The sequence below is a fragment of the Streptomyces sp. NPDC048441 genome (genome assembly GCF_043200235.1).
Classification (GTDB): Bacteria; Actinomycetota; Actinomycetes; order Streptomycetales; family Streptomycetaceae; genus Streptomyces.
On the sequence record NZ_JBICXM010000001.1, the window covers coordinates 717,635 to 744,336 of the forward strand.

Below are 26,702 nucleotides of genomic sequence, written 5' to 3' on the forward strand. Positions count from 1 at the left end.
GCCTCCGCACGCCGGATACGTGGCGTGCCTGATCGCCTACTGTGGGTGATTCCAGCGGGCCGCGTCGGGAGCGGCTCGCGAGGAGGAGGGGTTCTCACACATGATGCGACGACGACGCATGGCCATGGCCTTGGGCGCACTCGCGGCTGCCGCGACCCTGGCACTCGCGGTGCCGGGCTCGGCCTACGCGGCGCAGGGGGTCCTGATCGTCAACGGCAGCGAGTACGTCGATCCGAGCGGCTGCTATCCCATCGACCGGTACCCGTCGTCGGTGGCCAACCACACCGACGCGATCGCCGAGGTCCACAGCGGTCCGGACTGCACGGGACAGGTCGAGTGGCTCGTCTATCCGGGCGAGGCCTACTACACGGAGACCGCTCAGAGCGTCTTCGTGCTCTGAGCCTGCCGGGGGATGAATGGCGCCGGCGCCTCGCGCCCCCGCGAGGCGCCGCGTGCGGGTCGATCTTCATCGCGGCTTTACGGAGCGGCCGATAGGGAGATCACATGCCAACTCCCCAGCTCCCGCCCGTCTCCGGCCCCGAGGGCCCGATCCGCACGGTCACCCCCGCTCCGGTGACGCCACCGCGAGCGGTGCTCTTCGACTTCTCCGGGACGCTGTTCCAGATCCAGCCGTACGAGGACCGCATCCGCGCCGCGCTGCCGGACCCGGTGGACGAGCCCACGATGGACGCCATCCTCACCGCACTGGAGGCGGGCCTCTCGGACCCCGCCGTGGTCGGGGCCCAGCACGCACGCGACGTCTCGTCCAAGGCCCACCGCCACGCGTTCACGACCTGGTACGCCTCCGCGCCCGCGCTGGCCCCCTTCGCGGACGTCCTCTACGAGCAACTCCGTTCCCCGGAGCACTGGTTGCCGTACGCGGACGCCGAGCGCACCCTGGCCGGGCTTGCGTCGCGCGGCATCCCGCTCGGGGTGGTCAGCGACGTCGGCTGGGACCTGCGGCCGACGTTCGCCCGGCACGGCCTCGACCACTGCTTCGGCAGCTGGGTCCACTCGTACGAACACGACACGGAGAAGCCCGACCCGCGGCTCTTCGCCCACGCGTGCGCGGAACTGGGCGTGGCCCCCGCGGACACCCTGATGGTCGGCGACCATCCCGCCAAGGACGGCGGGGCCGCGGGAGCGGGCCTGCGGTCCTATGTGCTGCCGGGAGGAGCGGCGCCGGGGACGGTGCGGGGGCTCGGGGCCGTGCTCCGGCTCGTTGACGGGCCCCACTGATTCCTGCCGACGGGCCTCACTGATCGCGGCGTCGCGCCGCCGTCACCGCGATCACCGCCGTCGCCAGGGCCCATACGCCGTAGACCGTCCAGGCCCCGGTGGCCGTCCATGGGTAGTGGGTCGGGGCGCCGGACGGCTGGGCCAGGCGGGCCCAGGCCTTGAGGGGGAGGGCGTGGGAGAGGATCGCCGACCAGCGGCGGCCGTCGGTGACGACGGCGGGGAGCAGGATGAGCGACACGAAGAGGGCGGCCATCGTGGTGGCGCTGTGCCGGATCAGCGTGCCGAGCGCCATGCCCGCGAGCGCGCAGACCGGAGCGAGGAGCGCCGATGCCACGACCGCGCGCAGGGCGCCGGGGTGCGAGATCCCGATCCCCGCGCCGCGGCCGGACAGGATCGCCTGTGTGAGGGCGAAGGAGGCCGCGCTGACCGCCGCGCCGAACACCGTCGTCACCGCGGCGATCACTGTCGCCTTGGCGGCCAGCACGGCGCGGCGGTCCGGGACCGCCGTGAACGTCGTGCGGATCAGGCCGGTGCTGTACTCGCCGACGACCGGGAGCGCGCCGAGGGCGCCAACGGTGAGCATGTAGACGAGCGCGCCGTTCGAGGTGAAGGCCTCCTGGAGCGGGATGCCGTCCCGGATGAAGTCGGCCCGGTCGGAGCCGTTCCGCTCCGACCAGTAGCGGTACGTGTCGTAGGCGGTGCCTCCGTTGAAGGCGAGGACCGACAGAGTGCTGAGCACGAAGACCCAGGCCGTCGAGCGCAGCGACCAGAGTTTGATCCACTCGGCGGCGATGAGGTCGCGGAAGCGGGCGCGGGGTTCCGTGACCACGGGGGGCGTGGACGTCGTCGTAGGAATCATCGGGGTTGGGGTTCTCCTGCCAGGTATTCGACGCTGTCCGCGGTGAGTTCCATGAAGGCCTCCTCCAGGGAGGCGGTGCGGGTCGTCAGTTCGTGCAGCAACACCCGGTGCTGGAGCGCGAGTTCGCCGATGCGGGGCGCCGGTACGCCGGTCACGGTGAGTGCCTCGCCGTCCGCCTCGAGCACCGCGCCCTCGGCGTTCAGTACGTCCGTCAGCTTCAGGGCATCCGGCGTACGCACCGTCACGCTCAGCCGCGTGCCCCGCGCCGCGAATGCGGCGAGGCTCTCCGCCGCGATCAGCTCGCCCCGGCCGATGACGACGAGTTGGTCGACCGTGTTCTCCATCTCGGACATGAGGTGGCTGGAGACGAAGACCGTGCGGCCATCGGCGGCAAGGCGCCGGAAGAGGCCGCGCACCCACTTCACGCCTTCCGGATCAAGGCCGTTGAGGGGCTCGTCGAAGAGCAGGACCGGCGGGTCGCCGAGGAGCGCGGTGGCGATCCCGAGGCGTTGCCTCATGCCGAGGGAGAAGCCGCCGATGCGCCGCCGTGCCGCACCCGCGAGGCCCACCTCGCGCAGCACCTCGTCGACCCGCGCCCGCGGGATGCGGTTGCCGCGGGCCAGGGCGTGCAGATGGGCGGCGGCACGGCGGCCGCCGTGCACATCCCCCGCGTCCAGGAGCGCGCCGACGTGGCGCAGGCCGCGCGGGCGGTCCCGGAAGGGGCTGCCGTCGATGGTGACCGAACCGCCCGTGGGTTCGTTCAGGCCGAGCAGCAGCCGCAGCGTGGTGCTCTTGCCCGCGCCGTTCGGGCCGAGGAACCCCGTGACGTGTCCGGGGCGCACGGTGAAACTCAGGTTCTTGACGGCAGTCTTGTCGCCGTACCTCTTGGTCAGTTCGTTGACTTCGATCACCCGGTCCACGGTGCCGGGACGCGCCCCCCTCTGTCGTCGGACCGCCGACGGCAATCGCGTGGGCGGATGTCGACCCTGGGTGTACACCCAGGGTCCGATGACCCGCCGGGCCCGCGTCGTTACGATCGGCACATGTCCGCCACCCCGCGCCTTCCGCTGCTCAAGCGCATACCTCTGGGCTTCTGGACGGCAGTGACGTGGTGTGCCGTGACGGCCTACCCCCTCGTGTCGTACGTCCTGATGCCGCCGAGGCGGGAGATTTCCTACTCCTATCCGCGGCACGGCATGGACGGGCCCGCGGCCCAGCTGCTCCTGCTGCTCGCCACCGCCCTGGCCCTCGCGGGCTGTGCCCTGCTGAGCCGCCGTCCGCCGGCCGCGATGGCCCTGCTCGTCGTGGGCACGGGTGCCTCGATGGCGGCGTGGCACCAGACGGAGACGGTGCCGATGGTCTACCTGCCGGTGACGGCCGCACTCGGCTTCATCACGGCCCGGAACTCCCGGCGGACCTCGCTGATCGCGAGCGCCCTGGCCTTCGGCGCGTTGTTCGCCCTCTGGTTCCCACGGGAACTGCTCGGCTTCGGGCGGGACGACGGAACCGCGTCGGAGCCGTACATCGCGCTGGTCGCCGCCGTCGCCTGGCTCGTCGGAAATTCCGTGCACCAGGCCCGCGTGTACGCGGAGAATCTCCGCTCCCAGGCGGCTGCCCAGGCGGTCATCGCTGAACGGCTGCGTATTGCGAGGGAGTTGCACGACATGGTCGCGCACAGCATCGGCGTCATCGCCCTCCAGGCGGGCGCCGCACGCCGGGTCATCGACACCCAACCCGCCGGCGCGCGTGAGGCGTTGACTGCCATCGAGAGCACCGGGCGCGAGACGCTCTCCGGCTTGCGCCGGATGCTCGGCGCGCTGCGCGCCGCGGAACCCGAACCCGAACCCGAACCCGAACCCGAACCCGCCCCCGGCCTCGCCGCCGTCGACCGCCTCGCCGAGGCGACGACCGCCGCCGGTGTCCGCGTCGACGTGCGGTGGCTCGGCGAACTCCGGTCACTGCCACCGGAGATCGACATGTCCGCCTACCGCATCATCCAGGAGGCCGTGACCAATGTCGTACGTCATGCGAGCACCGCATCGTGCAAGGTGTCCGTCGACTGCCGGGCCGCCGACGAGCTGTCCATCGAAGTGATCGACGGCGGACGGGGCCACGGCAGCGCCCCCGGCAGCGGCTACGGCCTCCTCGGCATGAGTGAGCGGGTCGGCCTGCTGCACGGCGAGTTCTCCGCCGCGCCACGCCCCGACGGCGGCTTCCGGGTCGCGGCGCGGCTTCCCGTACCGGCGGGCGTCCGATGAGCGGGCAGAGCCACCCGACTCCGGCCCCGGCGCCCTTCCGTGTCGTACTCGTCGACGACCAGCCCCTCGTCCGCGCCGCGCTGCGCATGGTCATCACCGAGGCCCCCGACATCGAGGTCGCGGGCGAGGCGGGCACCGGCACGGAAGCCGTCAGGCTGGCCGCCGAACTCTGCCCGGACGTCGTGGTGATGGACATCCGTATGCCCGGCATGGACGGCATCGAGGCCACCCGTCTGATCACCGAAGGCCCGAGCAGGAGCACCCATGTCATCGTCCTGACCACCTTCGACGACGACGATCACGTCTACGGCGCGCTGCGTGTCGGCGCGGCAGGGTTCCTGGTCAAGGACATGGCCCTGGACGACATCCTCGCCGCGATCCGCGTGGTGGCGGCCGGGGACGGCCTGATCGCCCCCAGCGTCACCCGCAGGCTCATCAAGGAGTTCGCGGGCCGCCCGAAGCCCGAATCCCGCCCGCGGGGCGAGATCACCGGCATCACCGACCGCGAGCGCGAGGTGCTGACCCTCGTAGGCAGCGGACTCTCCAACACGGAGATCGCCGCCGAACTCTCCATCAGCGTCGCCACCGCCAAGACCTATCTCACCCGCCTGCTCGCCAAACTGGACGCGCGGGACCGTGTGCAGCTGGTGATCATCGCGTACGAGACGGGCCTTGTCGGGAGCACGTCGAAAAGTTGTTAGCCTGCGGGGCGGATCATCGAACCATGGAGGCCTCCGTGTCACCCGACCGCCCCACGATCGCCCTGGTCACGAGCCGGGTCCAGCTGGATACCGGCATGGACCGCGATCTCCCCGAGCTGGCGCGCTCGCTCGGTGCGGCGGGCGCCGAAGTCGCCACTGTGTCCTGGGACGACCCGCGGGTCGACTGGGAAGGCTTCGACCTGGTCGTCATCCGGTCCGCCTGGGACTACAGCGAGCGGCTCGCCGAATTCGTGGCGTGGGCGGGCCGGGTCGCGCGGCTCACGATCCTGGCCAATCCGGCGTCCGTGGTGCGCTGGAACACCGACAAGCGGTATCTGGGGGAGCTGGCGGCGGCCGGGGTGCCGGTCATTCCGACCCGCTATCTGGCGCCGGGCGACCCCGTCGGCCCCGCGGAGCTCCCGGACGACGGCGAGTTCGTCGTCAAGCCCGCGGCGGGGGCGGGTGCGCGCCTCGCCGCCCGGTACGAGAAGGGCGCGTACGACGACGCCGTACGGCACATCGAGCGGTTGCACGGCGAAGGGCTGACCGCGATGGTCCAGCCCTATATGCCGCGTATCGACGAGACCGGTGAACGTGCGCTCGTCTTCGTCGGCGGACGGTTCCTGCACGCCGTCAAGAAGGGCGCGGTGCTTGCGCCCGGAGCGGCGTACGACGACGAGAGGATGCCGCATCCGGACCTCCGGCCGTGGCAGCCGACCCCAGCTGAACTCGACGTGGCCGAGCGGGCGCTGGCCGCTGTTCCGGGTTCGCCCGAGCTGCTTTACGCGCGCGTGGACCTGGTTGATGACGCGGGAGGCTTCGCGCCGTGCGTGATGGAGCTCGAGCTGGTTGAGCCGAATCTCTTTCTCGGTATGGACGCGGGGGCCCTGTCCGCTGTGACCGAGGAGATCCTGGCCGCCGCCGAGTAATCGGGTGGACTTGCCGGCCTGGGCCTGCATAGCCTGCCGCCATGTCCAGTCCCGAGTCCGACAGACTCTAGCCACCGGCCCGGCATGTCCGGTGGCCAGCTGCGAGTGCGTCGTCGCTGAGCGCGCCCACGCGGCGGAGCCGCAGATGTCACAGCCCCGCGCCCCTTCGGGGCGCGGACCGACCTTCCCTTTTCCCGGCCAGTGGCCACCCGCCCCTGCGGAGCTTCGTCATGCCCTTTGCCATCTACATGCTCGGTCTCGCCGTCTTCGCGCAAGGCACATCCGAGTTCATGCTCTCCGGCCTCGGCCCGGACATCGCCGCCGACCTGAACGTATCCCTGTCCACCGCAGGAGCCCTGACCTCGGCCTTCGCCGTGGGGATGGTCGTCGGCGCGCCGCTGATGGCGGTCCTCAGCCGTCGCTGGCCCCGCAGGACCGCGCTTCTCGGCTTCCTCGTGACCTTCCTGCTCGTCCACGTCATCGGCGCGCTGACCAGCAGCTTCGCCGTGCTGCTCGCGACCCGCGTGGTCGGTGCGCTCGCCAATGCGGGATTCCTCGCGGTAGCGCTCGTCACCGCCACCGGCATGGTCGGGCCGAACGCCAAGGGGCGGGCCACATCGGCGCTGCTCGGGGGCGTCACGCTCGCCTGTATCGCGGGCGTTCCCGGCGGTGCTCTGCTCGGGCAGCACTGGGGGTGGCGGTCCGCCTTCTGGGCGGTGGCGCTCGTCTCCGTGCCCGCGGTCTTCGCGATCCTGCGGTCCGTGCCCGCCGGTGTGCCCGACAGCACGGGGGCGGGCGCTCGCGGGGAGCTGCTGTCGCTGCGCGAGCCGCGCCTCCTGGTAACACTGCTCCTGGGAGCGCTGGTGAACGGCGCGACCTTCTGTACGTTCACCTATCTCGCGCCGCTGATCACCAACGTCAGTGGTTTCTCGGAGAGTTGGGTACCTGCGCTGCTCGCGCTCTTCGGCGTGGGGTCGTTCGTCGGCGTCACGGCCGCCGGGCGGTTCGCGGACGCGCGGCCGGGTCCCTTCCTCCTCGGCGGTGCGGTGGCGCTGCTCGCCGGGTGGGTGCTGTTCGCGCTGACCGCCGGGAGTCCGGTGGCGGCCGTCGTACTCGTCCTCGTCCAGGGCGCGCTGTCGTTCGGCGTCGGCTCCGCGCTGATCGCCCGGACGCTGTACGCGGCTACCGGCGCCCCCACCCTCGCGGGCGGCTTCGCCACGGCCGCGCTGAACGTGGGGGCCGCTGTCGGTCCCGTATGCGGCGGTCTCGCCATCTCGGCGGGGCTCGGCTACCGGGCGCCGCTGTGGGTCAGCGCGCTGCTCGTGGCGCTGGCCCTCGTGGTCGGAGCGGTGGCGCTCAGCAGGCGTCAGCCCCCGGCGGGGGAGTCCGGGTACGAGAGCCGCTGGAGCAGCCCCCAGGTGAACTCCGCGACGCAGCGCCGCGGTTGACCCGACCCGTCCGGGGCGGTGAAAGCGAGCCGCCAGCGCGTGGGGGCCGTGCCCTCCATCGGCCGGGCCGGGGCGAACGCGCGGGCGGCCTCGTCGACCGTGCACGACCAGGGGGTGAGGTCGTCCAGGGTGGACAGCGCCGGACCCGGAGCGCCCGGGGTGCGGATCAGCCACTCGTTCCACACCGCGCCGTTCGGGGCGCGCAGCACCTCGAAGCGCAGGGTCGGCCAGAGCGGCACCGGCCACAGCAGGGCCTCGCACTCCAGGTCGCCGATGCGGCGGGTCACGGTGGCTTCGGGGGCGCCGAGGATCGAGCGGTAGCGGGATGCAGCGCCGCGCGAGCGGGCGCCGCGGCTCATCGCCTGCCAGCGGCGGTTGGCCTCGCGCATGTCCGCGATGGAGACGCCGAGCTCGTGGCGGGCCGCCTCCACCAGGTCCGGGTTGTGGTCGGCCATGCGACGCAACAGGACCAGCTGGAAGTCGAGGGGAGTGAACGGGCCGGACGGCCTGGGCGCGGAGGCGGAGCTAGCGGGCATGTACTCCATGGTCGCGCACCGCGGCGGCTCCCGGGCGGCGCCCGCCGGGAAGGAACAGGACCGAGTTGACGTACCGAGGTCGGCGCGGCGTGAGCACTCTGCGCAGCAGCCCCTGCGACACGACGTACGACGTGTCCTCCTGGTGTGCCTCCAGGTCGAAGCCGTCGAGCGGGAGCCAGGTGTCGTGGGGGAGCACCCAGCCCTGGTAGCCGTGGTGCCGGGTGAGCAGCTCGACGATCGGGGCGATCGGCTGGATGCGGGACTCCAGCTCGATGAAGAGGGCGGGACGGTCGCGGGTCAGGAGATCGCGGGCGCCGTGCAGGACCGGGAGTTCGTTGCCGTCCACGTCGATCTTGATGAAGTCGACGTCACGCAGGCCGAGTCCGTCCAGCGTGAGGCAGGGTACGTCGACCGCCGTGGCGTGGATGTCCCTGCGGATGAGGGAGGAGACGCCGCGGTCCCCGCGGTCGCCCCGCGGCAGCCAGAGGCGGGCCGTGCCGGGGTGGTCGCTGGCTGCGGCCTGGATCACGCGGACGTTGCCGGGCGTGGAGGTCTCCAGGAGCCGGGCCAGATGCGGGACTGGCTCCACGGTCACCACGCTGCGCGCACGCGAGGCGAGGCGGCGCGACCACGGGCCGTACCAGCCGCCGACGTCCACCGCCGTGGCGCAGCCGCGCGGGCAGAGGTCGGAGAGGCGCCCGAGCTCCGGTTCGAAGCGGGGGTAGACGAGGCGGGCCAGGGCGCCGACGAGCCGGGCGGGGAGGTGCGGGGCGAGCCGGGCAGCCACGGTTTTGTGGGACTTCGCGGTGGGCTTCGAGGTGTCCTTCGCGGTGGGCCTTGCGGTCGGCCTTCCGGGCCCCGTCACGGAGAGATCCGCTTCAGGAGCTGCTCGTGCTCGTCCTCCGATATCTGCTCGCCCGATGAGGGGAGGAGCTGCGGTATGCCGTCGATGATCGGGTAACGGCGGCGCAGGCGCGGGTTGTAGAGGACCTCTTCCGGTACGAGGGGCTCGTCGGGTTCGAGAAGATGCAGCGGCCCCTTGTCCAGCGGGCAGGCGAGGATCTTCAGGAGTGGGTCTTCGGGGTTCATCAGCTCGTCAACTCCTTTGTCGATGGCGTCGGTTGAGGTGGTGGGGCTGGTGGCGCGTCGTGCTTGGGCATCACCAGCAGGACGGACACCGCGAGCGCCGTGCCCGCGATGCGCAGGGCGAGCCGCAGTGGTTGGTCGGGCAGCGGCTCGCCGAACGCGAGGGTTCCGAGTACCGCGGTGAACAGGGAAGTGACCGTCGTGCACACCGGGACGATGAGCGAGGCCCGGCAGCGTTGCAGCGCCGCCTGCGACATGACGAGGCCGAACGCGCCGGTGAACAGCAGGAGATACGGGTACGGGGAACGCAGCAGGTCGAGCAGCGCGGCGCCGAGTCCCCGCGTGGTCAGATAGCTGGATACGCCCTTGATGGCGAGGGAGCTGACTCCGTAGAGGAGCCCGACGGCGACCCCGTACTCGACGCCCGCCGTCGGAAGCCGGTGCCGGTGCTTCGCGCGGCGCTCGGCCGATCCGTACAGCCAGACCCCCGCCGCGAGCGAGGGCAGGCAGACCGTGAGGACGAGCGGCACGGGCGCACTGCGGCTCACCGTGTCCGCGTCCTCGCTGAGGGAGAGGACGACCATGAGCAGCGCGAGGAGGATCGCCCCGACGGCGTACCGCTCGCGCCCCGATGTCTGCTCCCCGAGCAGCACGGAGGAGAGGAGAAGGAGGAGCACGAGGCCGGAGACGAAGATGCCCTGCGCGGCGGCGATCGGCAGCGTCCTGTAGACGGCGAGCTGCGCGCCGAAACCGGCGGCGAGCGAGAGCGATCCGCCGATCCACAGGGGGCTTGTGATGACCTGCCTGAGCAGCCGTACCGGATTGCGCACGCTGACGGCGGGCATCGCGGTCAGGGCCCGTTTCTCCAAAACGAACCCGGTGCTGTAGAGGACGTTCGCCAGTAGGGCGGCGGTCACACCCCACCACATGGCGTTACGTCCTTTTGGCGTGCAGCAGCAGGATCGACGAGGCGCTCGGCACGGCGCAGGCGATCCTGTCCAGGGCGCGCAGCGGACGCGGTACGCCGTGGAAGGGGGCCCCTGCCACCCGCACCACCTCGAAACCGGAGGCCGCGACGAACTCCCGCAGCGCGCGGGCGGTGTAAAGCCGCAGATGCCCCACGACCTCGCTCCCCGGCCGACCGTGAATGCCGCGCAGACTGACCTCGGAGAAGACGGGCTGCACCCCCGCGAGCAGCAGCCCGCGGTTGTACCAGGCGGCGAGGTTGGGCGTGGACAGCATCAGATGGCCGCCCGGCCTGAGAACTCTCCGCAGTTCGTCCAGAGCGCTGTCGGGGTCGACCAGATGCTCGATGACCTCGCTGAAGAGGACGGCATCGGCGGAGCCGTCGGCGAACGGGAGCCCGCCGTCGGTGAGTTCACCGCGTACGACGTACGACAGATGTGAGTGGGCCCGCTTCAGGGCGTCCTGGGACCAGTCGACGCCGATGACGCGATGACCCGCCAGGAACGGGGCGGCGGCCGCGGCGGCGGTGCCGTCGCCGCAGCCGATGTCCAGGACGACGGAGGTGCGGGTGGTGGCGGGGCCGATGGCGGCGGCGAGCATCCGGGCCTGGCGGAGGCTGCGCGCGTCGCCGGACGCGACGGGGACGGAGGGGTCCTCGTAGAAGTCGCGCAGGTCACGGGGCGCGGTGCGGGTGCTTGCACTGGTGCTGGTGCTGGTCATGGCTTTGTCCCCTCCTCCGTGTGTTCCGTGTGCTCAGTGGCGTGGAGGTAGTGCTCGAAGAGGTCGCGCAGATGGGCTCCGTCGCCGCTGCTGAGCAGGGTCTTCGACCAACGCAGGGCGACGTGCAGACGGCCCGCGGTGGACGCCGTGGTCACGGTCAGGCCGCGGGGCAGCCGGGCGGGCGCGGAGAACCAGACGGCGTGCGCGCGTCCGGCGTCACCGAAGTCGAGGGAGTACGGAACGCGCCCGATGTTGCTGAGCAGCGTGGTGGAGGTCCAGGGCGCGGCGGCTCTGCGCAGGCCGCGTGTGAGGGCGGCTCTGAGGGTGACGGGCAGGACGGGTGAGGTCAGCATCGCTGCCCCGCGCCCGAGTTGGGGCCGGGGGAGTGCCTTGAGTGCGCGGGTGCGTTCGGAGGTGCGGCGCAGGAGTAGGCCGATGTCCTCGGGGCCCCACTCCTCGGAGGTCAACTCGGCGGCGCTGAAAGGAACTTCGACGAGCCGGGTGCCGTTCCCGATGGGCATGTCCATATCGCGGGGCCGGTCGTCCACGGGCATGGTGATCCGGAACGGCCTCGGCCGCGCCCCGTGCTCCCGGTTCCAGTGCGTGATCATCAGTGCGGTAGCCACCATGAGCTGATCGTTCACGGTGAACGGTGCCCCCCTGGGCCGTCGCGGCACGGGCAGCTCGGCGACGAGCATTCCGTTGCCGGGGGAGGGCTCGGGGGTGCCGCGGGAGACGCGGGCGGGGGGAGCCCAGCTGGAGGGCGCGTCGCTGACCGGCTCCGTGCTCTCGGGTGCGGTCGACGATGGCGTACGCAGAGGGGGCGCGGCGGGGGAGTTGTCCTGCTCCCCGTACAGCTCTGCGGCGGTGGCGAGGACCCGGAGGCAGGCGGGGCCGTCCAGGGCGGTGTGGTTGATGGTGAGGAAGAGGACGCTGCTGCTGGCGGGTTGTCCTGGGCCGGCCGGGGTGTCCGTCCCCGCCGGGGCGGTGTCACCGACGGGGGCGGACGTTTCCACGGAATCGCTGTCCCCGCCGGAGGCGGCACTGTCACCCCCGCCGGAGGCGATCACCTCAAGCCGTATCGGCGGCGAGGCCGACAGCGGTGGGGCCTGGGAGAGGGAGCGGATGCGGGCCTTCTTCAGGGCATCCCGTTCCGGTGCGGGGAACGTCACCACCTCTACGTCCGGTTCCGCCGTCAGTTCCCACTCGTAGCGGCGGCGGTACCAAGGCCCCCGCGCCTCCCGCATCAGGATGCGCGGGTGGCGGCGCAGGGCCTCGGTGAACGCGGCCTTCAGGCGGGCCGGGTCGGGGGTGCCCGGCAGGTGGACCTCGATGTGGACCGTCTCCGGCTCCTCCTCCTGGAGGCAGTGCCGGGAGACCTCGTCGACGACGGGGAACGGCACGCGCTCCGGTGGCCGTTCGGGTCCGTCCGCGTGACGTGCCGGGTGATCGAGTGCGGTCATCGGTCCGTGTCCTCCCCGGGGGCGGACGGCGCCCCTGCTCCCGCGAGCCCGTCCGTCGCCCTTGGCCTGCGCCGCCTGAAGCGCGTGGTCCGCGTGCCCGGCGGTGCCGGTTCCGGCTGGGCGGCGGCGGGGCCCCTGGCGGAGATGGTCGAGCTGGTGGCCGGCGGGGTGCCCCCGGCGTCCGCTCCGGGCCCGCTCTCCCCGCGCTTGCGCCGCGGCAGCAGCGGCTGCGTGCCCAGGTCCCTGTCCGGGCCCAGTGGCGGGGCGGAGGGTGAGGCAGCGGGTGGAGCGGTCGGAGGAGCCGCCTGCGGAGGCGGCCCGAGCGGCGCCGCGGTGTAGCCACCGGAAGGGCCGCCACCAGAAGCGTCGCCACCGAAAGTGCCTCCACCGGAATCCGGATCCACCGACCCCGGCTCCGGCGCCGCCCCCAAAGGCTCCCGCACACTCACCAGCGCCGCGAACAGCGCGATGACCGCCAGGAGTTGGGCCGTGGGCCCGAACGCCCCCTCGTCCGAGGCGATCGGCTCGCCCGCTCCCACGGCCGCCGCGATCCCCGCCCCCGCCATCGCCACGAAGGCGAGCGGCACGAGCAGTGCGTGACGGCGCCAGGCCACCACGGCGAGCGCGGGGACGATCAGCGCGAACCAGCCCGCGATCACCGCGGCCACCAGCGTCAGCGCCACCGTGCCCAGGATGACCCCCGGCGCGGGCGGTGCCACGTCAGGGCCGTCGGGGTTCGGGTCACGGCGCCTGATCAGGACCAGGGCGATCAGGGCGAGGACGCCGACGCCACCGCCGATGAGCCCGATCTCGTAGAGGCGCGAAGGCTCGTACGACAGCTTGACCGTGCCGCCCTCGCCCTTCGGGACGAGGAAGCCCTGCTGCCAGCCGTCGAGGCGTACGGACGAAAGCTCCTTGCCGTTGAGCGTCGCCTTCCAGCCGTCGTTGATGTTCTCGTACGTCGAGAGGTACGAGGCAGCGCCCGCGCCCACCGACAGTTCACGCCGGTCGCCGAGCCAGTCCTTGATGCTCAGGGACCGGGAGTCCCGGTCGATCGCGCCCGGCGTCCCCTGCGTCAGCGAGACGTCCATGAGGGTGAGCGGACCCGCGTCCCCGGCCTCGACGGTGTGCTCGCCGGAGCCGAGCGACACGTTCGTGTTCTCCGAGCCGCGCGAGCAGAGCGTCACCTTGATGGGGCGCCGCTCGACCAGGTCCCGCACGGAACCCTTCGCGCTCGTCGCGTGCAGCTTGCCGTCGACGGCAAGGTCCGGGCCTTCCCCGCAGGCGAGTTCAAAGGTCTGCGATGCCTCGGGCTGCGGCGTGCGGTACTTGTCGAGGGCCGGGATGTAGACCTCGGTCAGGCCCACCGGCAGCTTCAAGTCCTCGTCCGCGACCGGGTTGTGGACCGAGATCGGCGCCGTCTGCGTGACCGTGATGGTCAGCTCGTCCGTGGTGATCGGCGCGAAGTGCGAGTTGCCGTTCTCGTCGACACCGGCGATCGCCGCGCCGTCCGGTGAGCTGATCTCGATCTTCTCGGGGCGCGTCGAGAGCCCGCCCGCCGCCGGCAGGACGATCTCGTCGATCGGCTGCTTGCCCTTCCACTTCAGGTGGATCACCGGGCTGTCCCCGGCGATCCAGCCCGTCGTCAGATCGCCGTCCGTCAGATTGCGGGGCGAGAGACTGCCGCCGAGCTTCGACGTGGAGTCGGCGGTCGCGACGATCTGGTCCTTCTGCTCCGGGGCCACCTTGTAGAGCAGCTTGTCGAGCTCGGAGCCCGGCATGGCGACCGCGCTCGCACTGACCTCGTAATCGCCCTCGGCCGGAGTGTTGAAGCGACGGTGGAGGCCCGCCTCGGCGTTCACCGGGGCGAGCGCGCTCGGGTCGGATGAACGGTGCATCGAGTACGTCGTCGCGTCGGCGCCCGCATCGGGCTCCCTGGCGGACGACCCGGTGTCCTTGGGCAGCTGGAGCAGCTTCGTCACCCGTACGCCAGGAACGGTGATCTCCGAGAACCCGGCGCCCGTCAGGCCCGCGTGGCCCATCTGCGCGTCCAGGATGGTGATCTTCAGCCAGTCGGACTCGCCCGCGGGAGCCTTGATGCGCTGCCTCATGCCATTGGGCTGGAGGGAACTCGTCCGGCTGCCCTGCTCCGTCTCCACCCGCACCTTCGTCGGCGCGGCCCGCACACCCTCCTGCGGCAGCGGGATGACCTTGATCGAGGAGGGGATCGACTCCTTGGACCTGAACTCCGCCTTGATCCACGCACCCTTGGGCTTTCCGGGGCTGCCCTCGGCCCACGAGGTGGCCGGGTTGCCGTCGAAGGCGTTCACGGGGTCGTACTGCGGCAGGTGGAAGAGCCAGTTGCCGTAGCTCGACGCCGTCACGGACTTCGCGCCGCGCAGCTGAGCCGTCGTCTGGTGCTCGATGCCCTTGGTGGGGAGGATCTGGTGCGGCTTCTTGCCCGCGTCCTGGAGGGCGCCGCTCGCGTTGCGTTCGCCGGGTGTGTACGTATAGGAGGTGTTGGAGTTGACCAGGCCGAAGCGTGTGTCGGCCCGGCGCAGACCGTCACCGACCGCCTGGAGACCGGGAGTTCCGACGCCGGGGTGGTTGTCACCCGTCAGGACGGAGGGGCGGTCCCGCATCGACTTGTCGGCGGACAGCTGGAGCAGCGACTCGGGTCCGCCGCTCACCACGGCCGTGTTCGAGACCGGCTTGATCCCCGCCTGGCCCGGCCGCTCGGCGCCCGCCGCGGGAGCGTAGATCTCCACCGCCCGCTCGCGCGGGTACAGGCCCTCGACCTGGAGGGGCGTGTCGTCGGGGATCTTCCCGCCGGTCTCGGTCGGACCGAAGCCGGTGACCCGCTTGAAGCCCGACTCCTCAAGGGTCCGCTTGACCGTCGCGGTCGGTACGTTGCCGATCTGGTCGGGGTCGAGGTCATTGCGTACGACGACGTAGTGCATGCCCGCTCGCGACAAGTAGTCGCTCAGACCCGGGACTTCGCCGCCCGTCGAGAGCGCCTGCTCCACCGCGTCCATCGCGCGCCGGTTGCCGGGCGTGCCGAACGGCACGTAGTCCCGCTGGGCCCAGCGGGACTCGGCTAGCACGTCGAGCGGCTGGTCGATGGGCGAGCCCCAGGTGTAGATGCCGTGCGCGGTGGCGGGGACGACGAGGGCGCGGGAGTCGGGGGAGTACTTCTTCAGCCAGTCGCCCGTCGCCTCCCAGTAGTTGGGGAGCTTCTGGAAGGAGCCCGGCTGGAGGATCGAGCCGTTCAGGTAGGGGAGAGCGAGCCCCGGCAGCACGAGGACGGCCGCTATCAGCGGGGCATAGCGCCGCCCCCGCACAGGCCGCGCGCCGCGCGCCTGGGCCGCGACACCCACGAGATGCATGAGGCCGAGGACAAGCGCGAGCGCGAGGCCCGTCTGGAACTTGTAGATGTTGCGGAAGGGTACGAGCCCGCCGTTCAGCCAGGACTGCACCGTCTCGTGGAAGGGCGCGCCGAACGAACCGCCGTACCCGGCGAGGGTGATCAGGGCGACCGAGAGCACGGTCAGGACGAGCCAGCGCCGCTCGGGCAGATCACGCCGGGCGAGCCCCGCGAGGCCGAGGGCGGCGGCGAGCGCCGAGCAGACCACGACGAGCACGGACGTCGCGACCGTCCAGCCCGCGGGCAGCCACGCGTCGCCGAAGTGCAGATACGCGACCCAGTTACCGGCGCCGCGCAGCGTCTCCGTGGCCGACATCGTGCCGGTCGTGGTGGCCGAATTCTCCACGTAGGGAAGGAAGTTCTCGCCGTAGATGCCCAGCATGAGCAGCGGCACCACCCACCAGGCGGTGGCGAGGACGACGCCGGGCACCCACCAGGTGATCAGCTTCCGTTTGCGTGGTCCGTTCGGCCGGGAGAGGAGGTACAGGCCCACCGGAAGGAGCGACGCAAGGGTGGCCGCCGCGTTCACGCCGCCCATGAACGGGATGACGAGCGCGGACCGCAGGGCGGCGGAGCGTGCGCTGATGCGGTCGTTCGTCAGCGGGAGCAGCACCCACGGCAGGAGAGCGCCGGGCAGTGCGGCGGCCGACGTGGAACCGACGACGATCGTGAACGTCGGCCACAACGCGTATGCCACCGCGCCGAGAAGACGGCTCCCGTTGCTGCCGATCCGCAGCCGCTCGGCGAGCCGCAGCGCACCCCAGAACGCGGTCGCCACGATCAGCGAGAGCCAGAGCCGCTCCGCGAACCACACCGGTAGCTGGACGGCCTTCGCGAGACCGTAGAACGGCAGCATCGGGAACGTATAGCCGACGTACTGGTCCTGGATCCCGCCGAACCCGCCCCGGTCGTGCCACAGCTGGCCCAGGTCGGAGAGGAACTGCCAGGGGTCGACGGCGACACCCAGCTTGGTGTCGAACGTCATCCGCCCCGGCTTCACGGCGAGGAACAGGACGAACACCACGGCCCAGAACCCGAGCAGCCAGCGCCGTGAACGCGGCCCCCTTCCGGGTTCGGGGGCGTCAGCCGTGGGCCGGACTGCCGCCGGGGGTGGGGCCTGGACCGTGGTCATGGACACCGCCTGAGGATGAGGAGGAGATTCCAGGTGGCGAACTCGCGTACACCCGGCACTTTGGTGATGCCACCGGCCAGGAACGGCCAGTAGCGGGACCGTGCGGACACGACGGACACATCGTCCCGCGCCCGCACCTGGCGCAGGGTCGGGCCGATGTGGTGGGCGAAGAGGTTCTCGCCGAGCGTGTGTTTGGCTGCTTTGCCGGTACGCCGTTCATAGCGGGCGCGGGCCCGCTCGCCGCCCAAGTAGTGCCAGGGCGCCCACTCGTGGCCGCCCCACGGCGAGTACCAGTTGGTGAAGGAGACGTAGATCAGGCCGCCGGGCTTCGTCACCCGCACCATCTCGCTGAGGAACGTCTGCGGATCGTCCACGTGCTCGAGGACGTTGGAGGAGAAGGTCACATCGGCCACGCCGTCGCCGAGGGGCAACAGGTATCCGTCGGCGACGACGGAACCCTCCGGCGGTTTGGCGCCCAGCTCGGCCGGGTCCGGCTCGAAGAGGAAACTCTGCGCGCCGCGCCGACGGAACTCCTCGGTGAAATACCCACCACCGCCGCCGACATCGACGACGACGCGGTCCCTGACAAGGCCGTACGCCTCGACCTGGTCGGCGGCATCACGGGCGAGCAGGGTGTAACACCGCTCCGGCTCCTGCTGCTCGCGCAGAAAGGCCCGGAAGAGGGTGAGGGAACGGCGCAGGGACGGGTCCTTCACGCGGACCCCTGGGATGACTTGTGTGTGGCGATCGCCTCGGAGGCCACCGCTTGAAACTCCCGTACGGAATTGGCCCACCGGAAGCTGGTGGCCCGTTCACCGGCGGCTTTGCCGAAGGTCTGCCTGCGCTCGGCGCTCAGCGCCAACGTGCACCAGGCGGCGGCGAAGGAGCTCTCACCCCGGGCGAGCAGCCCCGTCACACCGTCCTCGATGGAGTCGCGTACGCCCGGCACGTCGAAGCCGATCGCGGGGGTGGAACGGGTCGCCGCCTCGGTGATGACCAGGCCCCAGCCCTCCACGGCCGAGGGATGGAGCAGCATCCACGCCTCACAGAGCAGCCGGTGCTTCTCCGCCTCGGAGACGTGACCCTTGAACTCGACGCCAGGACCCGCTTGTTGCTGAAGCCGCTCCCGCTCGGGCCCGTCGCCGACGATCACGAGGCGTCCGCCGGTGACGGGTCTGACGCGCTCCCAGAGCCGGAGCAGCAGATCGATGCGCTTGTACTCGACGAGCCGGCCCATCGCCAGGAACAGCGGCTCGTCCGAGCGGGGATGGAGCGGCCCTGGCTCCTCGACTCCGTTGTGGACTATGCGTATTCGCTCACGCTCGACGCCTATCGCCCGCAGTGCGCCGGCCGTCGACGGCGAGACGGCCACCAGGAGATTGCCGCGCTGGGCGCCGGAGAGCGACCAGTGTTCGAGTCTTCGGCCGAGCCGGGCCGCGGGGGCGAGCGCTCCTTGGAAGCGCATCCCCCACAGATCGGTGTGGACGTGGTTGACCAGGCACAGCGTGGGTCCGCGATGCCACAACGGCGCCAGGTACGGCATCCCGTTGCAGACCTCGACCAGCAGATCGCAGTCGCCGACCTGCCGGGTGAAGGCGGAGCGCGAGCGCAGATAGTGCCCGAGGTCGCCGCCCGCCGATACGACGCGGTAGTCGCGGAAGGCGGCCGGGCCCCCGCACAGCAGGGTGACCTGATGGCCGAGCTTGCTCAGGCCGTCGGCCAGCCGGTCGACGAGCAGTTCGGACCCGCCGGCGGCCGGATTGCCGAGGTCGCGGCGGGCTAGGAAAACGATCCGGCGCGGCTGTGGGGGAGGCGCCGGAAGCCGTTGCGCGACCCGAGGGGTGGCGGCGCGCAGCGGAGATGGCACGTGCTGGGGCATGCGTGCTCCAACTCGTCTCAGGGTGCGGAACTACCGTGGGGGGTGGATCCGGTTCGGGTTCGCTTGCGGGGGTGCCGTGCTGAGTCTGTGCGGGGGCCGTGCTCAGGTGGTGCGGGGACTGTGCGTGGGTGGGGTGGTCAGTGTTCGCCGCCCCGTTCGACGCGGCTACTCACCGAAGTGACAATTTTGGGGGTTTCAACAGCTGACGTCTCATCACATCGTGGTGGGTTGCAGGGGGGTTGGGGACGTATCGGTATGCGGACCGTTCGGCTCCGCCGCCGTGCCCGGCCCATCGGACCCACCGGGCCCATCGAGCCCGTCGGATCCACCGCGCCCGTCCGCCCCACTGTCCGACCTGCGTCCGCGTACGACGAGTACGCCCCCCGCGATCGCGAGGACCACACCCAGCACACCCACCCCCAAGGGCAGCGTCTCGCCCACCAGCTTCAGCCGGCTGCTGTCGTCGTCGGCGAGCTTGACCTGTGCCTTCTGCGTCTTCGGGGTGAACGCGATGCGCTCGCTGTCGAGGAGCACCGTCGCGTCCTTGTCCGAGCCGGGTGCGCGCAGCGTCTTGCGGGGGCCGGTGGCGGCGTAGATGATCCGGCCCGTCCGCTTGTCGGCGACGAACTCGACGCCGTGGTTGGCGTACCACTCCTCGGCCAGTACGTTGCTGCGCTTGGGCTGGCCCACCAGGCGGCCCGGCACCAGACGCGTCCCGGTCTTCGCGGCCTTCACCTCGGCGGTGAAGCGGTAGCCCTCGTACCCCTGGATCTTCTTCGTGCCGCGGAAGGTCAGCGGGACGGTCGCGCCCAGGGTGTTGTCCCACCAGGTGTAGGAGCGTTTCTGCACGTCGAAGGGGAACTTGAGGTAGGCCTCGCCCTCGAAGTACGGCTTCTCGTCGCAGCAGTGCACCGGCTTGTTCGTCTCGCGGTCGGTGACCCAGCGCTCCGTCGTGAACTGGAGCGAATCGTGCGGGTCCGACGCCGGCAGGGACTTGTCCGGATCGATGGACGTGACCACGTCCCACACAGCGTGTTCCTTGGTGCTGTCGGCCACGTCACCGCGCACCTGACGCGTGACCGTGAGGTTCTTGTCGTGCACCGTCTTGATCTTCTCGGTGTCGAAATAGCTGCCTTTGCCTTTGAAGACAGTGATGGTGTCGATGTCGACGGGCGTGCGTTTCGCGCGTGGCTCGACGTACCACGCGAGCATCGGCGCCAGGACGAGCATGAAAGCGCCGAGTCCGAGGAGGATCAGCGAGAGGGGCGAGGCTGTGCGGCGCATCCGGCACTCCTGGGGGCGGGTGAGAAGTGTTACCGAGCCGTATGGGGCCGTGACGCTAGGCGGACCCTTGACGAAGTGTCAATGCGTTGATGAGACTGTGCACTTGCCGGGCGGGGCCGGTAATGGACTGTGCGATCGACATCAGCGCGACCAGGGTGGGTACGACCTCCAGCAGAGAGGCTGACCCTGACATGCACCGATTGCTCGCCGCAGGTCTGACCGTCGTAGCCGGCGCGGTTCTCGCCGTGGCCGCCGCCTTCGGCATCGTCGCTGTCCTGAACGCGACACCGGACCAGCCCAATACGCCCCTTGTGCACTACGAGACTGCCCCTCGGGGACAGTGAGTGGCCGTCCCCGTGACCGAGAGCCAGGGTTCGCTGTCCGTCAGGTCGGCGTGGCTGGACGTACCGCCCCTGCTGGTACGGCAGTTCGCCGCGCTCGCCCTCGATGAAGTGCCCGCACTCGCCCAGGACATCCTGCGGGAGATCCGCGTCGAGTACCCCGGCCTGCCCGTGGTCCTCGACGACTCGGGCGAGCCCATGGCACTCATCGGCATCCGCCGTGCCCTGGAGGGGTTCGTCCAGCAGATCGCGTCCGCCGAGGGACGGCCGTGCTACCCGCTCGAGGTCTTCCAGGAGTTCGGCAGGGGCGAGGGCCTGCACGGCCGCAGCCTCGACTCGCTCCAGGCGATCTACCGCCTCGGCGTACGCCTGGCCTGGCGGCGTCTGGCCGAGATCGGCCAGCAGATGGAGATCCCGCCACCCGCGATGTACGAACTCGCCGAATCGGGCTTCGAGTATCTGGACGGCCTCGTCGACCAGTCCGTACGCGGATACGCCGAGGCGGCGGCCCGGCAGGAGGGCGAACGGCTGCGCCTCCAGCGGAAGTTGATGGAACTGCTGCTCTCCGAGCGGCGCGGGGACCCCGCGCCGGGGTCCGCCTCCGGCAGCGCACTCGACGAACGGGCCGCCCGCGTCGGCTGGCAACTGCCCGAACGGGTCGCCGTCGGCGTGCTGCTCCGCCCCGCGAGGGAAGCCGTGGCGCCCGCCGTCGGACAGGGCGTCCTGCTCGACATGGAGACCGAACAGCCCCGCATGGTCGTCCCCGACCCGGACGCCGCGGGCCGCCCCGAGCTGCTGCGGCGCGCCATGGCGGGCTGGTCCGGCGCGATCGGTCCGCCCGTACCGCTCGCCGACGCCGCGAAGTCGCTGCGCTGGGCGGAGGTGGCGGTGCGCCTGATGGAACGCGGCCTGCTGCCCTCCGGCGAGGTCCTGCACTGCACGCAGCACACCGAGGCCCTGGTCCTGCTCCAACCCGAGGAGCTCATCGAGGACTTGGCCCGCCGCTGCCTCGCCCCGCTCGCGCACTGCGGACCCGCGCACGGCCGCCGCCTTGCCGAGACGCTGCTGGCCTGGCTGGAGACGCGGGGCGGCGCACCGGAGGTGGCGGCCCGCCTGGGGGTGCACCCGCAGACGGTTCGCTACCGCCTCCGCCAGATCAGGGAACTGTGGGGCGACGAGGTCGACGATCCGGACCGCCGCTTCGAACTGGAACTGGTCCTCAGGGCGAGGCGGTTGCGGGGTGAGCTGGGGAGGGTGGGCTGAGCGGGGGCGTGCGGGTAGCCTGCCGCCATGGACATAGCGGTGGACGTGGCGGTGCACGCGCAGGCAGCTCTGGGCGAGGGCCCCACCTGGGACTCCGACGCTCAGCGGCTCATCTGGGTCGACATCCTGAACTCACGCGTCCACACGTACGACCCGTCGACCGGGCACCGCTCGGTCCTGGCCACCGAGCAGCACGTCGGCGCCGCGAAGCCGCGCGCGGGCAGCGGCCTCGTGGTCAATCTCAGGGACGGCGTGGGCCTCTACGACTCCATGGCGGACGGCGGCGCGTTCCGCTGGCTGCACCACGAGGTCGTACCGGGCCGCCGTGGAAACGACGCGGCGGTCGCCCCCGACGGCGCGCTCTGGGCGGGCAGTATGCGCTACGACGAGGGGAAGGGCGGCGGCAACCTGATCCGGATCACCGGCGACGGCACCTCGACCGATGTGCTCTCCCGTATCTCCGTCAGCAACGGCATCGGCTGGAGCCCGGACGGACGGCTCATGTACTACATCGACACCCCGACCCGGTGCATCGACGTGGTGGAACTGCGCGACGATCAACTCCCGCGCTCCAGGCATCCGTTGATCACGATCGAGGCCGCGGCCGGATACCCGGACGGCCTCACCGTCGACGCCGACGGCTGTATCTGGGTGGCTCTGTGGGACGGCGCCGCCATCTGCCGTTACACCCCGTCCGGCGACCTGGACCGGGTGATCGAGCTCCCGGTGACCCGCCCCACCGCGTGCGCGTTCGGCGGCGCGGGGCTGCGTGACCTCTACATCACCTCCGCCCGTACGGGACTTGAGGCGCCGCACCCTTTGTCCGGATCGGTGCTCGTGCTGCCGGGCGTGGGGCAGGGCGTGGAGCAGGCGGCGTTCGCCGGGTAGCTGATGCGGGTCTGGTGCGGGTCTGGTGCGGGTCTGACGCGGGTCTGATGCGGGCAGCCGATGCGCGTAGCCGATACGGGTGTCGCTGGAACATTCGATTCCGCACACAACATTCACGGCAGCGGCTTCCTCTGTCCCCCGCGGCTCACTTAGCCTCCAGGCCTCATGGACTACTGCCACCCGTGCCACAGGCACCTCAACGGTGCCCTGGCCTGCCCGGGGTGCGGAACCCCGGCCGAAGCCTGCCGTGAGTACGCGAAGGCGGTCGCCGCGCAGCACGAGCCGGAAAGCGCCGAGCACGCGTACGACGACGAAGCACCGCGCACCCGGGGCCGCCGCCGGGAGCGCGGACGCCGGGCGCACCGCCGCAGGCGCCGCAAGATCCTGCTGATCACCGCCGGGCTCGCGCTCGCGGCCGGTGGCCTGAGCCTGGCCGAGCTCGGGACCGAGGGGCCCTCGGACGACCCGTCGGCGGCGTCCGCGCCGGACGGGGACGCGAGCGAACGTCCGGAGTCACGGAAGCCGGCGGCCCCGGACGGCGCCACGGAGGCGGGATCCGAGTCCACGGCGGCAACATCGGCCGCGCCATCGGCGTCCGCGACGGACAAGGCGGCCGAGGCGTCCAAGGCGGCCAAGAAGGCGAAGGATGCCAAGGACGCACGTGACGCACGGGACGGCGAGACGGGCGGCACCGACGGCGACGCGTCCGATTCGGCGCCCCCGGCCGCGTCCTCCGCTCCGGACACTCCGGACGCCCCCAGGACCACGCGCCCCACGCCCCCGCCGAGCTCGCAGCAGCCGGATCCGAGGCCTGAGCCGGAGCCGTCCCCCACGTGTGACCGCTTCCTGTGGTGGTGCACCTAGGGCCCTAGGGCCCTGGCGGTTCGCCCAGGGAGCAGGGCCGCGGATGGTCAGTCCGCGTCCTCGCCGATCATCCTCCGCAGCAGCCCGCGCAGCGAGAGCCGCTCCTCGTGGGAGAGCTCTGCCAGCGGCTCCCGCGCGAAGTCCAGTGAGTCGCGCAGGCTGCGGGCGACCGTCAGGCCTTCGCCCGTCGGGGCCGCGAGCTTCACGCGGCGGTCGGCCGGGTCGGGCCGCCGCTCGACGAGGCCGCGCGCCTCCAGCCGGTCGACGATCCCCGTGATGTTCGACGGCTCGCACTTCAGCTTCTGGGCTATGCGGCGCATGGGCAGGGGCTCGAGGGACAGCAGCCCGAGGACGCGTGCCTGTGCCCCGGTGAGGGCGTGCTTGCCCGCCGCGGCGTCGTACTCCTCGTAATAACGCGCGACGACCGTGCCGATCAGCTCCACGACTTCGAGTGTCAGGGGGTCGGTGCGCGGGGTGCGGGAGCTGGTGGTGGCCATGCTCTCCAGGTTACCCCGATACTTGACATCATCAAACATGTAGGAGCATGGTTGTTTCAGAACATGAAGCATTTCGTGAAGTAGGAGGACGCCCCGCATGTCCGTCACCCCCGAGTCCGACCGGTCCGAGCTCCCCGCCGTCAGCCGCGAATGGCACCTCGTCCGCCGCCCGCACGGCTGGCCGGTCCCGGAGGACTTCGCGCTGCGCGAGGCCCCCGTCACCGCCCCGGCCGACGGCCAGGTCCTGGTCCGCAACCTGCACTTCTCCGTGGACCCGTACATGCGGGGCCGGATGAACGACGTGAAGTCGTACACCCCGCCGTTCCAGCTGGACGAGCCCATGCAGGGCGGTGCGGTCGGCGAGGTCGTCGCGTCGAACGCCGAAGGCCTCGCGGTGGGCGACCACGTCCTGCACTTCGCGGGCTGGCGCGAGTACGCGACCGTACCGGCCAAGCACGCCATCAAGGTGGACGGGCAGTCCGTGCCGCTCTCGGCGTACCTGGGTGTGCTCGGCATGACGGGCCTGACCGCGTACGCGGGCCTCTTCGAGGTCGCCTCCTTCAAGGAGGGCGACTCGGTCTTCGTCTCCGGCGCCGCGGGCGCGGTCGGCTCCCAGGTCGGCCAGCTGGCCAGGCTCAAGGGCGCCTCGCGCGTCGTCGGCTCGGCGGGCTCGGACGAGAAGGTGAAGCTCCTCGTGGAGGAGTACGGCTTCGACGCCGCGTTCAACTACAAGGACCCGCGCCCGGTCGTGGAGCAGCTGAAGGAGGCGGCCCCCGACGGCATCGACGTCTACTTCGACAACGTCGGCGGAGAGCACCTCGAAGCGGCCATCAGCCGCATGAACGTGCACGGCCGCGCCACCATCTGCGGCATGATCGCGGGCTACAACGACACCGAGCCGACGCCGGGTCCGCGCAACATGGCAATGATCATCGGCAAGCGTCTGCGTCTCCAGGGCGTGCTGGTCGGGGACCACGAGGCGTTGCAGCCGCAGTTCGTGTCCGAGGTCGCCCAGTGGATCCGCTCCGGCGAGCTCAAGTACAACGAGACGTTCGTCGAGGGCGTCGAGAACGGCGTCGAGGCGTTCCTCGGCATGTTGCGTGGCGAGAACACGGGAAAGATGATCGTTTCCCTGGCCTGATCGCTCACCTGAGGCGGGACGGTGCCGATCTTCCGGCATCCGATAATGTGATTCCACATTGCCGCGACTGTGGGCGCGCAGAGCGGCACATCTCAGGAGGAACAGGCACTTATGTCCATCCAGCAGATAGCCGTCAAGTACACCGCCGTCGCCACCGCCGAGAACGGCCGTGACGGCCGTGTCGCCACCGATGACGGCAAGCTCGACGTCGTCGTCAACCCGCCGAAGGAGATGGGCGGCAGCGGCGAAGGCACCAACCCCGAGCAGCTCTTCGCGGCCGGCTACAGCGCCTGCTTCCAGGGCGCGCTCGGCGTCGTCGCCCGCAAGGAGAACGCCGACATCTCCGGCTCGACCGTGACCGCCAAGGTCGGCATCGGCCAGAACGAGGCCGGCGGCTTCGGCCTCGACGTCGCGATCAGCGCCACCATCCCGAACGTGGACGCGGCCACCGCGCAGTCCCTCATCGAGAAGGCGCACCAGGTGTGCCCCTACTCGAGCGCGACGCGCGGCAACATCAAGGTGGAGCTCTCGGTCGCCTGACCGTCTCCTCCACGGCCACGTGACGGAGGGCCGCACCCCGGAACAGGGGTGCGGCCCTCCGCCATGCCGGTCAGCGGGTGAGTGCCGCCGTGTGGATGGCCCGCACCAGGCGCTCGTCCTCCGGGGCCGGTCCGCCGAGTGAGGGGAAGCGGCGCCGCGTGTACCCGTAGGCGAGCCCGCTGCGAGGGTCGGCGAACGCCTGCGAGCCGCCCGCGCCCCTGTGCCCGATGGACCCCGCGCCGAGGAACGGGTACCAGGCCTCCGCGACGTTCTGGAACCCCACCCCGAACGATCTGTGGGCCCGCGTGACCAGGTCGAACCCGTTGGAATGGATCTGCCCGAACTCGGCCACGGTGTTCGCCTTCAGGAGCGGCTCCCGCCCGTCAAGACCCCCGACCGCCGCCGCGTACATCCCGGCGAGACCGCGCGCGGACGCGACACCACCGGCGGACGCGGGGCTCTTGGCGCGCACCAGGCGGGAGTTGGGGAGCGACTCGAGGTCGGTGGGCTGCGCGCCGTTGCGGTTGAAGGCGATGGACGGCAGGCTGCCCGGCTGCGGGGGCTGCGCGTCGAGGAAGGCACGCTCCTCGGGGGACGGCATCATCGGCAGTACGGAACGGAAGCGGGGCTCCAGTGCTTCCGGGAGCCCGAGGTAGAAGTCCAGACCGTACGGTGCGCGGACGCGCTCCTCGTACACATCCTGCAGTGTCCGCCCGGTGACCCGCAGGACGACCTCACCGGCCAGCGCGCCGATGGACAACGCGTGGTAGCCGAAGGCGGTGCCGGGGCGCCAGTAGGGGCGCTGGGTCGCGAGGCGGGTGGCGATGGCGTGGTCGTCGGCGATCTCCTCCGGAGTGAAGCCGGTGTCGGAGCCGATGATGCCCGCGCGGTGCGAGAGGAGCGTCCGGAGGGTGATGTCTCCCTTGCCCTCGGCGGCGAACTCTGGCCAGTAGTCAGCCACTTCGCGATCCAGGTCGAGAATTCCGTCCTGGACGAGCAGGGCCATGGTGAGGTGGGCGGCGCCCTTCGTGGACGAGTAGACCCCGAACAGCGTCTCGCCGTCAGTGTCCGGCCCCACCCACAGGTCGACGACCTGCTCTCCCCTTACGTAGGCGACGAGTTGAGAGGCATGGTCGGGCTTCTCGCCGGAGAGTACGGCGGTGAACTCGTCCCTGACGGCCTCGTATCCGGCCGCGGTGGTGCCTTGCACCTTGATTTCACGGGTCATGTGTTCAGTCCTCCTG

Annotated in this window: 26 protein-coding genes; 12 read left to right on the top strand and 14 right to left on the bottom strand. The window is 71.2% G+C overall.

Going from position 1 to position 26,702, the window contains the following annotated elements:
• The first annotated feature begins 100 nt into the window (after positions 1-100).
• Both ACGFSB_RS03160 and ACGFSB_RS03165 read left to right on the top strand, forming a co-directional pair.
• Positions 101-400 (top strand): hypothetical protein, encoded by a 300-nt coding sequence (locus tag ACGFSB_RS03160; protein ID WP_393393176.1) that lies wholly within the window; start codon positions 101-103, stop codon positions 398-400.
• Positions 401-504: 104 nt separating this feature from the next.
• Positions 505-1,239 carry an HAD family hydrolase gene (locus tag ACGFSB_RS03165; protein WP_393393179.1) on the top strand — a complete coding sequence of 245 codons (735 nt, stop codon included), beginning with the start codon at positions 505-507 and terminating at the stop codon, positions 1,237-1,239.
• Positions 1,240-1,255: 16 nt separating this feature from the next.
• Here the strand turns inward: ACGFSB_RS03165 and ACGFSB_RS03170 are convergent, their stop codons facing one another.
• On the bottom strand, positions 1,256-2,098 hold the full coding sequence (locus tag ACGFSB_RS03170) for an ABC transporter permease (protein WP_393393181.1): 843 nt from the start codon (positions 2,096-2,098) through the stop codon (positions 1,256-1,258).
• Positions 2,095-3,009: an ATP-binding cassette domain-containing protein gene (locus ACGFSB_RS03175; protein WP_393393184.1), complete on the bottom strand. Its 915-nt coding sequence runs from the start codon at positions 3,007-3,009 to the stop codon at positions 2,095-2,097. The genes ACGFSB_RS03170 and ACGFSB_RS03175 overlap by 4 nt, the downstream gene beginning before the upstream one ends.
• Before the next feature lie 132 nt (positions 3,010-3,141).
• Here ACGFSB_RS03175 and ACGFSB_RS03180 point away from each other — a divergent pair, with 132 nt between their 5' ends.
• The 4 genes from ACGFSB_RS03180 to ACGFSB_RS03195 all read left to right on the top strand — a co-directional run bounded on the left by ACGFSB_RS03180 (position 3,142) and on the right by ACGFSB_RS03195 (position 7,434).
• Entirely contained in the window at positions 3,142-4,356 is a 1,215-nt protein-coding gene (locus tag ACGFSB_RS03180) for a sensor histidine kinase (RefSeq protein WP_393393187.1), read from the top strand.
• A complete protein-coding gene (locus ACGFSB_RS03185) occupies positions 4,353-5,057 on the top strand; it encodes a response regulator (protein ID WP_393393190.1) in 705 nt (234 codons plus the stop codon). Before ACGFSB_RS03180 ends, ACGFSB_RS03185 begins: the two co-directional genes overlap by 4 nt.
• Before the next feature lie 23 nt (positions 5,058-5,080).
• Positions 5,081-5,986 (top strand): RimK family alpha-L-glutamate ligase, encoded by a 906-nt coding sequence (locus tag ACGFSB_RS03190; RefSeq protein WP_393393192.1) that lies wholly within the window; start codon positions 5,081-5,083, stop codon positions 5,984-5,986.
• Between the two features lie 230 nt (positions 5,987-6,216).
• Entirely contained in the window at positions 6,217-7,434 is a 1,218-nt protein-coding gene (locus ACGFSB_RS03195) for a Cmx/CmrA family chloramphenicol efflux MFS transporter (protein ID WP_393393195.1), read from the top strand.
• On the opposite strand, the gene ACGFSB_RS03200 is transcribed toward ACGFSB_RS03195, so the two are convergent.
• The 10 genes from ACGFSB_RS03200 to ACGFSB_RS03245 form a co-directional block, all read right to left on the bottom strand.
• Positions 7,353-7,970, bottom strand: a complete 618-nt coding sequence (locus ACGFSB_RS03200) for a hypothetical protein (RefSeq protein WP_393393198.1) — start codon at positions 7,968-7,970, stop codon at positions 7,353-7,355. The genes ACGFSB_RS03195 and ACGFSB_RS03200 overlap by 82 nt on opposite strands.
• The gene (locus ACGFSB_RS03205; RefSeq protein ID WP_393393806.1) at positions 7,960-8,757 is read right to left on the bottom strand and encodes an FkbM family methyltransferase; all 798 of its coding nucleotides are present in this window, start codon (positions 8,755-8,757) and stop codon (positions 7,960-7,962) included. The genes ACGFSB_RS03200 and ACGFSB_RS03205 overlap by 11 nt, the downstream gene beginning before the upstream one ends.
• Positions 8,758-8,831: 74 nt before the next feature.
• Positions 8,832-9,059, bottom strand: coding sequence for a Trm112 family protein (locus ACGFSB_RS03210; protein WP_393393200.1), 228 nt, complete (start codon positions 9,057-9,059; stop codon positions 8,832-8,834).
• Positions 9,059-9,973, bottom strand: coding sequence for a hypothetical protein (locus tag ACGFSB_RS03215; RefSeq protein ID WP_393393809.1), 915 nt, complete (start codon positions 9,971-9,973; stop codon positions 9,059-9,061). The genes ACGFSB_RS03210 and ACGFSB_RS03215 overlap by 1 nt, the downstream gene beginning before the upstream one ends.
• Positions 9,974-9,989: 16 nt before the next feature.
• Entirely contained in the window at positions 9,990-10,742 is a 753-nt protein-coding gene (locus ACGFSB_RS03220; protein ID WP_393393203.1) for a class I SAM-dependent methyltransferase, read from the bottom strand.
• Positions 10,739-12,205 carry a condensation protein gene (locus ACGFSB_RS03225; protein WP_393393206.1) on the bottom strand — a complete coding sequence of 489 codons (1,467 nt, stop codon included), beginning with the start codon at positions 12,203-12,205 and terminating at the stop codon, positions 10,739-10,741. The genes ACGFSB_RS03220 and ACGFSB_RS03225 overlap by 4 nt, the downstream gene beginning before the upstream one ends.
• Entirely contained in the window at positions 12,202-16,761 is a 4,560-nt protein-coding gene (locus ACGFSB_RS03230; protein ID WP_393393208.1) for an alpha-(1->3)-arabinofuranosyltransferase family protein, read from the bottom strand. Before ACGFSB_RS03230 ends, ACGFSB_RS03225 begins: the two co-directional genes overlap by 4 nt.
• A complete protein-coding gene (locus tag ACGFSB_RS03235; protein WP_393393211.1) occupies positions 16,758-17,477 on the bottom strand; it encodes a class I SAM-dependent methyltransferase in 720 nt (239 codons plus the stop codon). The genes ACGFSB_RS03230 and ACGFSB_RS03235 overlap by 4 nt, the downstream gene beginning before the upstream one ends.
• On the bottom strand, positions 17,474-18,640 hold the full coding sequence (locus ACGFSB_RS03240; RefSeq protein WP_393393214.1) for a glycosyltransferase family 4 protein: 1,167 nt from the start codon (positions 18,638-18,640) through the stop codon (positions 17,474-17,476). Before ACGFSB_RS03240 ends, ACGFSB_RS03235 begins: the two co-directional genes overlap by 4 nt.
• Positions 18,641-18,853: 213 nt before the next feature.
• Positions 18,854-19,924 carry a DUF3068 domain-containing protein gene (locus ACGFSB_RS03245; protein ID WP_393393216.1) on the bottom strand — a complete coding sequence of 357 codons (1,071 nt, stop codon included), beginning with the start codon at positions 19,922-19,924 and terminating at the stop codon, positions 18,854-18,856.
• A 191-nt stretch (positions 19,925-20,115) separates the two neighbouring features.
• Here ACGFSB_RS03245 and ACGFSB_RS03250 point away from each other — a divergent pair, with 191 nt between their 5' ends.
• From ACGFSB_RS03250 to ACGFSB_RS03265, 4 genes are all read left to right on the top strand, one after another.
• On the top strand, positions 20,116-20,268 hold the full coding sequence (locus ACGFSB_RS03250; protein ID WP_393393219.1) for a DUF2613 family protein: 153 nt from the start codon (positions 20,116-20,118) through the stop codon (positions 20,266-20,268).
• A 12-nt stretch (positions 20,269-20,280) separates the two neighbouring features.
• Positions 20,281-21,528: a helix-turn-helix domain-containing protein gene (locus ACGFSB_RS03255; RefSeq protein WP_393393221.1), complete on the top strand. Its 1,248-nt coding sequence runs from the start codon at positions 20,281-20,283 to the stop codon at positions 21,526-21,528.
• A gap of 27 nt (positions 21,529-21,555) precedes the next feature.
• Entirely contained in the window at positions 21,556-22,416 is an 861-nt protein-coding gene (locus ACGFSB_RS03260) for an SMP-30/gluconolactonase/LRE family protein (RefSeq protein ID WP_393393224.1), read from the top strand.
• A gap of 165 nt (positions 22,417-22,581) precedes the next feature.
• Complete coding sequence (locus ACGFSB_RS03265) at positions 22,582-23,280, top strand: hypothetical protein (protein ID WP_393393227.1); 699 nt, start codon at positions 22,582-22,584, stop codon at positions 23,278-23,280.
• Between the two features lie 47 nt (positions 23,281-23,327).
• Here ACGFSB_RS03265 and ACGFSB_RS03270 read toward each other — a convergent pair whose 3' ends face one another.
• Positions 23,328-23,777 (bottom strand): MarR family winged helix-turn-helix transcriptional regulator, encoded by a 450-nt coding sequence (locus ACGFSB_RS03270; RefSeq protein WP_393393230.1) that lies wholly within the window; start codon positions 23,775-23,777, stop codon positions 23,328-23,330.
• 97 nt (positions 23,778-23,874) lie between these two features.
• On the opposite strand from ACGFSB_RS03270, the gene ACGFSB_RS03275 reads away from it, so the two are divergent.
• A complete protein-coding gene (locus ACGFSB_RS03275) occupies positions 23,875-24,918 on the top strand; it encodes an NADP-dependent oxidoreductase (RefSeq protein ID WP_393393233.1) in 1,044 nt (347 codons plus the stop codon).
• A gap of 111 nt (positions 24,919-25,029) precedes the next feature.
• Positions 25,030-25,458 carry an organic hydroperoxide resistance protein gene (locus tag ACGFSB_RS03280; protein WP_393393236.1) on the top strand — a complete coding sequence of 143 codons (429 nt, stop codon included), beginning with the start codon at positions 25,030-25,032 and terminating at the stop codon, positions 25,456-25,458.
• A gap of 70 nt (positions 25,459-25,528) precedes the next feature.
• On the opposite strand, the gene ACGFSB_RS03285 is transcribed toward ACGFSB_RS03280, so the two are convergent.
• Positions 25,529-26,686 (bottom strand): serine hydrolase domain-containing protein, encoded by a 1,158-nt coding sequence (locus ACGFSB_RS03285; protein WP_393393239.1) that lies wholly within the window; start codon positions 26,684-26,686, stop codon positions 25,529-25,531.
• Positions 26,687-26,702: the final 16 nt, after the last annotated feature.